Genomic DNA, 12,319 nt, shown 5'->3' with positions numbered 1-12,319 from the left:
CGCGAATAGCCTTCACTGCCTGCTGCCGCATTACCTGCAAGGCTTGATGCTCGATCGACCGAGCATCCGAGTTTCGTTTGCATTTCATGAAAGCATTGTCTCACATGACAATACTTTCTAAAAGGTTAGTACCTCAATAACAATCTTGAGTCGCTGATCGACTATCGCACCCGGCAGCGTGTCGGCCTGCGAATCGCGGCCGGCTTCGTCGAGTCATCTATCAATCGAATCGTTGGCCGTCGCACGTGTCAAAGCCAACATATGCGTTGGAGTCGTGCGGGAGCACACAGTGTCGTGCAAGTGCGCGTCGCCCTCTTGAACCAGGGATTCCACGAACTCGCTCAGCGGCAGTTGCCATGGATTGGCCAGCGACGTGTGTCTTGGCCCTGGCAAAGACCGTCCCGGGCTTTTTAACGGCTTCCCTCAACAGCATTTGCCGTGACGCCCCGTGATCGGTCGCACGAAGGACAGGGACTCACCCCCGCCGGGTGGATCCGGTGGATACAGTGAGGTGCAGTCCAAGTTATATTCGGAGAGCAAGCGGCCAGCTCATTGGAGTTATCCGAACGCTCGCCAAATAACCGATGTCAATCCGGGCCCTTCAACTCGATCAGCAAATCCTTCGCGGCCACATGGTCTCCCTGCTTAACATGCACCGCGGCGATTTCGCAGTCGCGATCCGCCGCGATGTGGGTTTCCATCTTCATTGCCTCCAGCGCCATCAGCGTCGTGCCCGCGGCAACGCGCTGCCACGGCTGGACCGCCACCGTCACGATCGAGCCCGGCATGGGCGCGGCGATATGCAGCGGATTGCCGGGATCGGCAACCGGACGGCTGCTGCGCACCACGCTCGCATGCGTGGCACTGCGCTGCTCGACCAGCGTTGTGCGCGATTGTCCGTTCAGTTCGAACTGGACCTTGATCACGCCCTCTTCGGCATCGGGGTGCGTGCCTTGCAGGGAGACCAGCAACGTCTTCCCCGCCGCGATGTCGACGGCCGCTTCTTCCTGCGGCTGCAAGCCGTACAGGAATGCCGGCGTGGGCAATACCGAAGTATCGCTATAGGCACGCACATGCGCGTGGTAGTCGCTGGCCTGCTTCGGATACATCAGGAACGAAGCAAGCTGCCTGTCGTCAAGTGCCTGCTCGCAGGCAGCTTCGCCTGCGGCACGCGCCGCATCAAGATCGACTGCCGGAGTCTGGTCCCCGGGCCGGTAAGGCGCGGGCGGCTCGCGCCGGAGCACCTTGCACGAGAGTTCCGCGGGGAAGCCGTCGGGTGGGAAGCCCAGTTCACCCTTGAACAACGAGACCACTGATTCAGGAAAGGCAATCTCCTTGGCCGGATCGCACACGTCAGCGGCAGTCAAATCGTTGGCCACCATCATCAACGCCAGGTCCCCCACCACCTTTGACGTGGGCGTCACCTTGACGATGTCGCCGAACATCTGGTTGACATCGGCGTATGCGCGCGACACCTCGGTCCAGCGATGCTCGATGCCGAGCGAGCGGGCCTGCTCGCGCAGGTTGGTGTACTGGCCGCCCGGCATCTCGTGGCGGTACACGTCAGCCGTGCCGGCGCGGATTTCGGATTCGAACGGCGCGTAGTAGCGACGCACCCCTTCCCAGTACATCGACGCCTCGTGCAGGCGCTCCAGGCTAAGTCCGGGATCGCGTTCGCTGCCCACCAGGGCCGCAGCGATGCTCGACAGGTTGGGCTGCGAGGTGAGCCCGCTCATGGCATCGAGCGCGCCGTCCACCGCATCGCAGCCGGCCGCGATCGCGGCCAGTGCCGAAGCGGCCGAGATGCCGCTGGTGTCGTGCGTGTGGAAATGTACGGGAAGTCCAGTTTCCTCCTTGAGTGCCTTGACAAGCGCAGCCGCCGCCTGCGGACGGCAGATGCCTGCCATGTCCTTGATGCCGAGCACGTGCACGCCGGCGCGCTGCAGTTCGCGGGCGATGCCGACGTAATACTTCAGGTCGTACTTGGCGCGCGACTTGTCGAACAGGTCGCCGGTATAGCAGATCGCGCCTTCGCACAGCGCGCCGCTTTCACCGACGGCATCAATCGCCACGCGCATATTGCGCACCCAGTTCAGTGAGTCAAACACGCGGAACACATCCACGCCGGCGCTGGCGGCCTGGCGCACGAAGAAGCGCACCACGTTGTCCGCATAGTTGGTGTAGCCAACGGCATTCGATCCGCGCAGCAGCATCTGGAACAGCACGTTGGGCACGCGCTCGCGCAATTGCTCTAGACGCTGCCACGGGTCTTCCTTGAGGAAGCGCAGCGCCACGTCGAAGGTGGCGCCGCCCCAGCACTCCAGCGAGAACAGCTGCGACAGCTCGCGCGCGTAGAACGGCGCGATCGGCAGCATGTCCGCGGTGCGCATGCGGGTGGCAAACAGTGACTGGTGCGCGTCGCGCATGGTGGTATCGGTGAGCAGGACCTGCTTGTGCTCCAGCATCCAGCGCGAGAACTGCTCCGCGCCGAGCTCGCGCAGCCGGTCGCGCGTGCCATAAGGCAGCGGGCCGCTGCTATCCATGGCGGGCAGCACCGGCTTGGGCAGCGGCAACGACGGCAGCATGCGGCCGCTCATTTCCGGGTGGCCGTTGACGCTGACCTCGCCCAGGTAGCGCAGCAGCTTGGTGGCGCGGTCCAGGCGCTTGGTGAGCGCCAGCAGTTCCGGCGTCCGGTCGATAAAACGCGTGGTGACGTCGCCAGACCGGAAGGCGGGATGGTTGATGACGTTCTCGAGGAATTGCAGGTTGGACGCGACGCCGCGGATGCGGAACTCGCGCAGCGCGCGATCCATGCGCCGGATCGACTCGGCGGCGGTCGGCGCCCAGGTCGTGACCTTGACCAGCAGCGAATCGTAGTATGGGGTGATCACCGCGCCGCCGTAGGCGGTGCCGGCGTCCAGGCGCACGCCGAAGCCCGCCGCGCTGCGGTAGGCTGTGAGCCGTCCATAGTCTGGCAGGAAACCGTTCTCCGGATCCTCGGTCGTGATCCGGCATTGCAGCGCATGCCCGTTCAACGCAATCTCCGCCTGGGCTGGAACGCCCGCGGCGCGCACGATGATGTCGCCGTTTTCGTTGCGCGTGTTTTCGGTCATGCCGATATGGCCGCCCTCCGTGACGCGGATCTGCGCCTTGACGATGTCGATCCCGGTGACCATCTCCGTGACCGTGTGCTCGACCTGAATGCGCGGATTGACCTCGATGAAGTAGAACTGCCCGGAGTCCGCATCCATCAGGAATTCGACCGTCCCGGCATGCGTGTACCCAACCGCGCGCATCAGCCGCAGTGCCGAGTCGCACAGCGCAGCCCGGCCGGCATCGTCGAGGTACGGGGCGGGAGCCCGCTCGACGACCTTCTGGTTGCGCCGCTGCACGGTACAGTCCCGCTCGTAGAGATGCACAAGGTTGCCGTGCGTGTCACCGAGTACCTGCACCTCGACATGGCGCGCGTTGCGCACCAGCTTTTCGACATACACCTCGTCGTTGCCGAACGCGGCCAGCGCCTCGCGCCGGGCCGCGGCGAGCGCGGTTTCGAGATCCTGCTCGCTTTCCAGGATCCGCATGCCGCGTCCGCCACCACCCCAGCTCGCCTTGAGCATCAGCGGATAGCCGATGCTGGTGGCCAGCCGCTTGCAGGCTTCCAGGTCGTGCGGCAACGGATCGCTGGCCGGCATCACCGGCACACCCGCCTCGATCGCCGCGTTGCGCGCCGCCACCTTGTTGCCAAGCTTGCGCATGACTTCGGGCGACGGGCCGATCCAGCGGATGCCGGCGCCAATCACGGCCTGCGCGAAGTCCGGATTCTCCGACAGGAAGCCATAGCCCGGATGAATCGCATCGACCTTTGCCTGGCCTAGACAGAATGTATTGACCTGCCGCACCTCAAGCGGCGTGGATTAGGCTTGAGATACTATGAAGGGCCGCGGAGGCTAAGCCCCTGGAGTAAAACGAAGATTCGCAGTCTCGTTTCTCAGGAGCACGCAAATGAACACGCCTGACACAGCCCTTCAGGGGCAGAATACGACCATCACCGGCCGGCTGTATATGGCCTTCGAACTGGGCGAGAAGGGCTGGAAGCTGTCGCTGGGCGACGGCGTGCGTGGACCGAGCCGGCATACGCTGGTGGCTAGCGACCTGAATGCAGTCCTGCAAGTGATCGCCAAAGCCAAGGCACGCTGCGGCCTGGCGCCGCAAGCCCCGGTGCGCAGTTGCTACGAAGCTGGCCGCGATGGCTTCTGGCTGCACCGCTGGTTGACGGAACAAGGCATCGTTAACCTGGTCGTGGATTCGGCCAGCATTGAAGTCAACCGCCGCGCGCGGCGCGCCAAGACCGACCGGCTCGACGGCGACAAGCTGCTCTCGATGCTGATGCGTTACCACGCCGGCGAGCGGCGCGTGTGGACAATTGCGCGGGTCCCAACCGAAGAGCAGGAAGACGAACGGCGTTTGCATCGCGAACTCGGCCGACTCAGGCAGGAACGCACGGCCCACAGCAACCGGATTCGTTCCTTGCTGGTATTGCACAACCTGCGAGTCGCCCACATCGGAGGCCGATCCTGGCAGCACTGGTGGAACGATCATGACTCGCAACTGCCTGCTGGCTTGGGTGCCGAGATCGAGCGTGAAGTCGCGAGACTGGCGCTAGTAGTAACGCAGATCAAAACAATCGAAACCCAGCAGCACGAGGCGGTGAAGGCCGGAGCGCAGCCAGCCGTCGCGCTGCTCGCGCGACTTAGCGGGATCGGCGTGGGCAGTTCCTGGCTCCTGGTCAAGGAACTGTTTGGCTGGCGGCGTTTTCACAACCGGCGCGAAGTTGCGGGTTGCCTAGGACTCGCGCCGACGCCTTACAGCAGTGGCGAAAGTCAAGTCGAACAAGGCATCAGCAAGGCGGGCAACAAACGATCCCGCTGCCTGATGATCGAACTGGCCTGGAGCTGGTTACGCTACCAGCCAACGAGTCAGCTCGCGCAATGGTTCAATGAGCGCTTTGCGCCAGGCGGCAAGCGCATGCGGCGCGTCGGTATTGTCGCACTTGCCCGCCGATTGGCAATAGCCCTGTGGCGCTATCTCGAGTACGGCGAGATTCCCCCCGGGGCAAGCCTCAAACCAGTTGTAACGTGACGCCGAGCTAAGCATGGAGAGCGAAGCGGTACGAATAGCAGGGTCAGCGCGCCCCGTTAACCCACCGGGCTACCTCCGCGGGTAGCCGTTCTTTGAGATGGGGGCGCGCAGGTAACAGGGGTAGTCCTGCGCTTTGCGCATATGGTATGAGGTGCCCGGCCCTCGCGTCGGCACGGATAGAAGGCAGTCTGGGCAGCAGCCCGACAATGAGCGACCCCGACCTCAATTTCTGACCGCATCACCTGGCGACAGTAATGGCTTGCAAGGAGGAGAGTATCGCGTCAGACATCCTTATGCTGAAATCCAATACTGCAGGGGGTTGACACCCTCGCCCTCATAGAAGGTGGGTTAAACCAGAGGCCCAGAGCCACAATTGAGGGGGCAGGTCAATACATTCTGTCTAGTGGAAGGAGACGCCGCAGACGATATGAAGGTCGGCCGGGGTACCGTAGTCCCTCACCCACTGCGCCACGAGCGTGGACAGCATTTCCTCACCGTGCACCGCCCGCTGCCGCACCGCCTCGATCAGCGACCGAATGTCGCCCAGCACCGCGGACGCCGCTGCAGACGACGAAACGGATGCCTTGCGCCGGGTCATGCCGTTGCTCCTTCGGCCTACCCCGGCCCCGGTGATCGTCTTAGTTGGCCGCTGAAGAAGGATGAATCGCGTCACACGGTTTTGATAATCATATAGCCGGCCCGTTGCCGCCGGGCGGAATCAGCCGGAGTAGTAGAGTCAATGCCCACACCGACGTGACGATCCAGGCATACATTGAAGGAGAGGGAACGCAGCCCCTCAAGGTGATTACGGTCGGAGTGATCGAGCGCAGAGCTGATGCTGCGCCAGCTCGATCGCCTCCATAAGCACGCTACGTTGACAGCTCTCCGGATCATTGCTATCCGTCAAGGACAGTGTCAACCGGGCCCTCACGTCACATCGGCAACGCGGAGGTGGTTGTGCTTGCGAGGGCCGGTACTAGCCGGCCTCCGCCCGTTACAGATTGCCTGTTTCCTTGCCGATGCGCCAGTAAATGCCGCCCCCGGTCATGCCGCCATCAACGGGCAAGTCCGCGCCTGTGATGAACGATGCCTCCGGCCCCAGCAGGAACAGCACCGCAGTGGCTATCTCGTCTGGATCCGCACCCCGCGACAGTAGTGTCGCATCGCGATTGCCTTCATAGAACTTGCGGGCCTTGTCGGCGTCGTGCTCGGCGTTTGGCCGCAGGATCATCGGCGTGTCCACCAGGCCCGGGCAGATGGCGTTGACACGCACGCCATGATCGGCGAGTTCCATCGCGGCGGCGCGAGTCAGTCCCCGGATTCCCCATTTGCTCGTGCTGTAGGCGGCGCTGAAATAGCCACTGAGTCCCGCCGTCGAAGAGATGTTGACGATGGATGCGCCGCGCGGCATCAGCCGCGCCAGCGCGCGGATCGCCAGGAAGGGGCCGTTCAGGTTGATCTCCAGCAGCCGGTTCCACTCCTGCGGGGTGGTCTGCGTGACCGTCTTGCGCAGCGTAATGCCGGCGTTGTTGACCAGGCCATAAAGGGGCACGCCCGCCCGCCCGATCTCGTCGGCCAGCACGGTCCAGGTCTCTTCGCTCGCGACATCGGCCACCCGCACATGCAGGTTCTCCGCATGCCCTGCAGCACCGCGATGCAGCGTTGCCCAGCTTTCATCGGCTTCAGGCAGCACATCCAGTGCGTACACCGTCGCGCCCGCGCGCAGCAGGTGCATGGCCTCCGCCGCGCCCTGGCCACGCGCCGCACCCGTGATCACCACCGCCTTGCCCGTCCAGTAGTCTTGCATGTCGTCAGTCCTCGCCCGTCAGGATTTGGACACGCCGCCGTCCACCAGCAGGACATGTCCCGTGACATAGGAAGCCGCTTCCGACGCAAGGTAGAGCACGGATGCAGCAATTTCATCGGGCCGGCCAACCCGTCGCGCCGGCATCCGCTCCAGTTGCTGCGCATAGGCTTGCGGGTCACCGTGCATCCAGTTGCTCATGGGCGTGTCGATAAAGCCCGGGGCAATCGCGTTCACACGTACGCCCAGCGGACCCCACTCAAGTGCCAGGCATTGCGTCAGGTGCGCCACGCCTGCCTTGGCGGCCGCGTAGTCGGCGCAATTCGGCCGCGCCTTGATGCCGGCGTAGCTGGACAGATTGATGATGACCCCCCTGCCCCGGCCAGTCATGTGCCGCCCGGCGGCCTGTGCGCCGAAGAATGTGCCGCGCAGATTGATATCGAACGTGCGCTGCCATGCCTGCACGTCCAGTTCCAATGCGGGACGGCGCGCCATGAAGCCGGCATTGTTGATCCAGATATCGATGGCGCCATATTCCTGCGCCACATCGTCGGCCAGCGCCCGGATCGCTTCGGCCTGGGTCACGTCCAGCGCCCGGCAGTCGGCCTGCGTGCCGTCGGCTGCTAGCGTCTGGCTCAGCGCTGTGGCATCCAGGTCGGTCGCGACTACCCTGACCCCCTGGGCGCGGAGCGCGCGTACCGTTGCCTGCCCAATGCCACCATTGGCGCCAGTGATGACGGCGACCTTGTCCGCCAGATCCGGATATTGCATATTGCGTGTCCTCTGCATGATGAAAGTTCGTTGATTCCGTGACTTCAGTTGTAGATGGCCCGGCTGGCGCGCGGTGTCTCAGGTTCTCCAGGCATCGGAATGTCGTTGAGGTCGAGTCCCGCGGTTTCGCGGATCAGCATCCCGCCGGCAAAGGCGATCAGGCCCAGCGTTGCCACGTAGGCCGTGTAGGCCCACTCCATGCCGTGCGACGTCAGCCACGTATTGATGTAGGGTGCCGTTCCTCCAAAGATGGTGACGGACAATGATGAGATGAAGCCTACCCCCATGGCCCTGGCCTGCGTGGGCACCTGTTCGGCCATGACCGCTGGAAAGATCGCTGCCAGCAGCGCCCACACCATCAACCCGATCAATTGCGCGACAAACAGCGTCCACGGCTGGTCGGTGACAATCAGCGAAACCGGCAGCACCACGACCGTCACGCCAAGCCCGAACGCCATGACCATGGGCTTTCGTCCGAAGCGGTCCGCCAGCAGTCCACAGACCGGCAGCCACATCAGGCAGATCAGCTGGGCAATCAGGCTGGCCGTGTAGGCGCCGGCCGGGTCCATGCCGTGCGTCGCAATGGCCGTCGCCGGTGCAAACGTCACCCACGTGTAGTAAGTGGCATTGGAAGCGGCCGCGATCATGACGATGTTCCTGGCGATACGCAGTGCCTGTCCACGCGTCATGCGCGGCGCGCTCGCCTGCCCCATGCCGCCAAGGCTTTGCTGCTCGAAGACCTCGGTTTCCGTCGCACTGCGGCGCAGGATTAGCGCATACAGGCCCAGCAGCGCGCCGACGCCAAAGCCGACCCGCCAGCCCCAGGCTTCCATCGCCGCCTTGCCCAGCAGGTGCGTCAGCAATGCGGCCAGCGCCGTGGCGGCCATCACGCCTATCGTCACGCTCACAAAGACCGAGCTGGACCACAACCCGCGGCGTGCCGGCGGGGCGATCTCGGCCACATACGTGTAGGCCACCCCGGACTCCCCCCCATGGGCCAGACCCTGCATCAGCCGGCAGAGGAACAGCAGGACCGAGGCGAACACGCCGACCTGTTCATACGTCGGCAGCAAGGCAATGCCCAGGCTGGTCGCCGCCAGCAGGCACATGGTCAGCACCAGCGTGAATTTGCGCCCGTAGCGATCGCCGATGCGGCCGAACAACCAGCCGCCCACCGGGCGTGCGAGGAAGCCACCGGCAAACACGCCCAACGTGGCCAGCAGCGCCGACGCAGGATCGGTGGCGTCGAACAGGTTGATGGCAAGGTAGACCGAGAATGTCCCATAGAGCGTCCAGTCGAACCACTCCAGCGCGTTGCCGACCGCTGCGGCGCGCAACGAGGCGAGGCGCTGCTGCCGGGTGTGTGTCTCTAGTGTATTTATCGTCATGTGTCCCTTGGTTTTTCTTGATGGTCGAGCGCTTGCCGAGCGTCTATCCCGCTTACCCTGGCTTGCCCAGGTGCGTGGCGAACCAGCGTGCCGCCGCCCGGCTGGTCTGATCGAAATGCTCGGTGTAGACCGAGTAGTGCCCGCCGCCGAGCAGCATCAGTTGCTTGGGCTGGTGTGCCTGGTTGAAGGCCTCTTGCTGCAGGTCGGCTGGCGTCAGGCCATCTTCGGTGGCGACGATCATCAGCAGCGGCGTCGGCGCGATGCGCCGGATATAGGCACCCGGCTCATAGGCGCGCGCCAGCTCCAGCGAGCGCAGGGTGACCTCGTTGACCCAGGACGGGCAGCGCTTCGCCTCGCCACTCATGTAGTCATACGAATCGCGGCCGGGATAGGCGACCGGCGCCTCGGGGGAGGCATCGACCATGCGCAACATCGCCGGCGTTGCACCGGCAAAACGTGCCTCGCGATCCGCCTCGAAAGTGGCCTGCAGTGTGCGCGCCCTGTCGTAGCGCATGCGTCGCTGAGCAGCAGCAAAGCCGCTGATGGTCGGGACCTGGCTGACCACGCACCTGACCCGTTTGTCGATGGCGGCCACGACCAGGGCATGCCCGCCGCTATAGCTCGATCCCCAGATACCGATGCGCTCGCGGTCGACCTCCAGCCGGCCGCGCACGTAAGAGATTGCCGCGCGGAAATCCTCGATCTGCCAGGCAGGATCGATCTCCTGCCGGGGCTGCCCGCCGCTGCGGCCCAGCCGCCGGAAATCGAACGTCAGGGCCGCGATGCCCTCATTGACAACGGCCGCCGCGTAGTCCTCCAGGTCGCCGCCCGCCACCATCGACCACCCGTGCGCCAGCACCACCGCGGGCACCTGGCCTGTGGCGCCCGCAGGCAAGTAAAACGTACCGCGGATCACGTCGCCATCCAGCGTGAATTCGATCGGCTCTGCCGATCCATTCATGCTCACCTTGTTTTGCGGAATCTTGCTCAACGCCCCCTCTCCTTTGCCCATATCGCCAGACAATTCCTGTAGTAACCGCGCCATTCTGCAGATGCGCCGTTTTGGGAACAAGTGCTAATATCCTGCCAATCAATCGGCATTTCCGATTGCTTTATCAATGAGTGCCAGGAGGCATTGATGGACCTGAAACAGTTGGAATGCTTTCTGGCAGTCGCGCGCGAGCTGCACTTCGGCCGGGCCGCCGAGAACCTCTACTTGAGCCAATCGTCGGTATCCGAAGCGGTCAAGGCGTTGGAACACGCTCTGGGCGGACAACTGTTCGATCGCACCAGCCGGCGAGTCGCACTGACGCCGCTGGGCGAGACACTGCGCAATGGCGCTGCGCCAGCGATCATTCAGCTCAAGGCATCGATCGAAGACTGCAAGCAGCAGGCGGCAGGCAAGCCGCGTTTGTTGAAGATTGGCTTTCTCGGCGGTGGTTTTTATGAACTGCACCGGCCGTTTGTCACGGAAGCCAAGGCCGCGTACCCCGAAGTGGAACTGGAATTTGTGGAGCTGACCTATGTGACGCACTACGCCGCTGTCAGCAACGGTACGGTGGATGCGGCCTTCTGCCGGCTGCCACTGGGGGCCGACGGCCTGCGTCATGGGCCCGTGATCATGCGAGACCAGCGCATGTTGTGCGTGCCGCAGGATCACCCTTTCGCCGCCGCCGGATTGCTGGACCCTGAACTGCTGGCGCAAGAGCGGCTGGTGCGCATGGTGCCGGGCTCGGTCAACCAGGAATGGCAGGATTATCACTTCCCGCGCCACACACCGCAGGGCAAGCCGATCGGCGAGGGGCCCGTGATACGCACGATCCGCGAAGCCATTGCTGCCGTTGGCACCAAACAGGCCCTGCTCATGCTGACTAAGCGTGCCGCCAGCTACTACGCGACGCCGCAGATCACGTTCGTTGAGATYGWCCTACCGGCCATGCCATCGGCACTGGTGTGGCGGGCCGACGACCAGAGACCGATCCTTCAGCAACTAGGCGCGCTGTTACTGCGCATTGGCAGCCGGTACGGCATCGCTCCGGCCTGAGCCCGGGCACAGATACCGCTCAGCGGGGCCGTCCCTGGAGGTGCTGCCCGGCCGCTTTCAGCGATGCCTGGGATAAGCAAAGAGTTAGCGTGAGGATAAGACGGAGAACTAAAACCACTGTTCACCGAGGATCAGCGCCGCCTGCGTTGCATGGCTAATAGATATCCATATCCGTCATTGAGCGACCTGCCGCCTCCTCATCGTGTCGTCATAGGCGACCACGTCGCGAGCGTGGCAAACCTCTTAGAAGTACCCCTTCCAAGGTGACGAAAATTGCGCGCCTGGGGTTGCAACGCGCCCTTGATCCAGCCTGGATCGACGAGTTGTTCGAGCAAGAGCGTGAAACGCAGTACACGCGGGAGTTATTGTTCTCGACGACGGTGGAAATTATGTCGCTGGTCGCCGTGGGGCTGCGCCCGTCGGTGCATGCGGCAGCCAAGGCCAGTCCGGCGCTGCCGGTTTCCATCACCGCGCTGTACGACAAGCTCAGCCGGACCGAGCCGGGGCTGGTTCGTGCCCTGGTGCAAGGCAGTGCGCAGCGGTTGGGGCCGGTCGTGCAACCGATGTTGCGCAAACAGCCGCCCTCGGTGAATGGCTATCGCCTGCGCATCGTGGATGGCAGCCATTTGCCAGCGAGCGAAAAGCGCCTGAAACCATTGCGGGGGTTTCGGGGTGCGGCCTTGCCAGGCCAGTCATTGGTCTATGACCCGGACATGGCGATGATCGTCGATCTGGTGCCCTGTGAAGATGCGCATGCCCAGGAAAGGGCCATCATGGAAACCCTGCTCGCATCGGCCCAGCCGGCCGAATTGTGGATCGCCGATCGCAACTTCAGCACCCGAGCGATTCTTGCCGGGTGGCAGCGTCGCGGCAGCGCCTTCATCGTGCGGGAGCACGGCCGCAATCCGAGCCCCAGCGAGCTGGAGCCGTTACGCGAAATGGGCCGGGTCGAAACCGGCATCGTGTACGAGCAAGCGGTCAGCATCCCAGATGAATCGAACGCACCGCTGGTGCTGCGGCACATCGAGCTGCATCTGGATGGCGCCACCGAGCCCCCCGTGCCAATATGACGTGCGTCACCTAATCGCTGATAGATTAGTGAGCAACGAGGTAGGTATGACCGTCAACAACTCATCCAAGGCAACGATGGCCGCCAAGGCAACGATGGCCGCC

Annotated in this window: 9 protein-coding genes and 1 pseudogene; 4 read left to right on the top strand and 6 right to left on the bottom strand. The window is 63.7% G+C overall.

Annotated elements, in window-relative coordinates; genetic code table 11:
• Positions 1-129: 129 nt before the first annotated feature.
• A pseudogene (locus AC1DT6_RS39025) lies at positions 130-414 on the top strand (ISKra4-like element ISBusp5 family transposase); the annotation flags it as partial.
• A 173-nt stretch (positions 415-587) separates the two neighbouring features.
• Here the strand turns inward: AC1DT6_RS39025 and AC1DT6_RS39020 are convergent.
• A complete protein-coding gene (locus AC1DT6_RS39020; protein ID WP_477115507.1) occupies positions 588-3,899 on the bottom strand; it encodes a pyruvate carboxylase in 3,312 nt (1,103 codons plus the stop codon).
• Between the two features lie 103 nt (positions 3,900-4,002).
• Between AC1DT6_RS39020 and AC1DT6_RS39015 the strand changes: the two genes are divergently transcribed.
• The gene (locus AC1DT6_RS39015) at positions 4,003-5,139 is read left to right on the top strand and encodes an IS110 family RNA-guided transposase (protein WP_477115506.1); all 1,137 of its coding nucleotides are present in this window, start codon (positions 4,003-4,005) and stop codon (positions 5,137-5,139) included.
• A 400-nt stretch (positions 5,140-5,539) separates the two neighbouring features.
• Here AC1DT6_RS39015 and AC1DT6_RS39010 read toward each other — a convergent pair whose 3' ends face one another.
• The 5 genes from AC1DT6_RS39010 to AC1DT6_RS38990 all read right to left on the bottom strand — a co-directional run bounded on the left by AC1DT6_RS39010 (position 5,540) and on the right by AC1DT6_RS38990 (position 10,063).
• Positions 5,540-5,737 (bottom strand): hypothetical protein, encoded by a 198-nt coding sequence (locus AC1DT6_RS39010; RefSeq protein ID WP_477115505.1) that lies wholly within the window; start codon positions 5,735-5,737, stop codon positions 5,540-5,542.
• Between the two features lie 396 nt (positions 5,738-6,133).
• On the bottom strand, positions 6,134-6,946 hold the full coding sequence (locus AC1DT6_RS39005) for an SDR family NAD(P)-dependent oxidoreductase (RefSeq protein ID WP_477115504.1): 813 nt from the start codon (positions 6,944-6,946) through the stop codon (positions 6,134-6,136).
• A gap of 18 nt (positions 6,947-6,964) precedes the next feature.
• A complete protein-coding gene (locus AC1DT6_RS39000) occupies positions 6,965-7,714 on the bottom strand; it encodes an SDR family NAD(P)-dependent oxidoreductase (protein ID WP_477115503.1) in 750 nt (249 codons plus the stop codon).
• Positions 7,715-7,758: 44 nt separating this feature from the next.
• Positions 7,759-9,102, bottom strand: a complete 1,344-nt coding sequence (locus tag AC1DT6_RS38995; RefSeq protein ID WP_477115502.1) for an MFS transporter — start codon at positions 9,100-9,102, stop codon at positions 7,759-7,761.
• Positions 9,103-9,154: 52 nt separating this feature from the next.
• Positions 9,155-10,063, bottom strand: a complete 909-nt coding sequence (locus tag AC1DT6_RS38990) for an alpha/beta hydrolase (protein ID WP_477115508.1) — start codon at positions 10,061-10,063, stop codon at positions 9,155-9,157.
• Between the two features lie 177 nt (positions 10,064-10,240).
• On the opposite strand from AC1DT6_RS38990, the gene AC1DT6_RS38985 reads away from it, so the two are divergent.
• The gene (locus AC1DT6_RS38985; RefSeq protein WP_477115501.1) at positions 10,241-11,146 is read left to right on the top strand and encodes a LysR family transcriptional regulator; all 906 of its coding nucleotides are present in this window, start codon (positions 10,241-10,243) and stop codon (positions 11,144-11,146) included.
• A gap of 263 nt (positions 11,147-11,409) precedes the next feature.
• Entirely contained in the window at positions 11,410-12,216 is an 807-nt protein-coding gene (locus AC1DT6_RS38980; RefSeq protein ID WP_477115500.1) for a transposase, read from the top strand.
• The last annotated feature ends 103 nt before the right edge of the window (positions 12,217-12,319 follow it).

The sequence above is a fragment of the Cupriavidus sp. 01L45 genome (assembly GCF_056399885.1).
The sequence above is the reverse complement of the archived record's forward strand: the minus strand, read 5'-3'. Positions and strand labels throughout refer to the sequence as shown.

Excerpts from the sequence above, each read along its gene's own strand:
- AC1DT6_RS38990 (WP_477115508.1), bottom strand. The coding sequence starts at position 10,063 with ATGAATGGATCGGCAGAGCCGATCGAATTCACGCTGGATGGCGACGTG.
- AC1DT6_RS39000 (WP_477115503.1), bottom strand. The coding sequence starts at position 7,714 with ATGCAATATCCGGATCTGGCGGACAAGGTCGCCGTCATCACTGGCGCC.
- AC1DT6_RS39015 (WP_477115506.1), top strand. The coding sequence starts at position 4,003 with ATGAACACGCCTGACACAGCCCTTCAGGGGCAGAATACGACCATCACC.
- AC1DT6_RS39010 (WP_477115505.1), bottom strand. The coding sequence starts at position 5,737 with ATGACCCGGCGCAAGGCATCCGTTTCGTCGTCTGCAGCGGCGTCCGCG.
- AC1DT6_RS39005 (WP_477115504.1), bottom strand. The coding sequence starts at position 6,946 with ATGCAAGACTACTGGACGGGCAAGGCGGTGGTGATCACGGGTGCGGCG.
- AC1DT6_RS38995 (WP_477115502.1), bottom strand. The coding sequence starts at position 9,102 with ATGACGATAAATACACTAGAGACACACACCCGGCAGCAGCGCCTCGCC.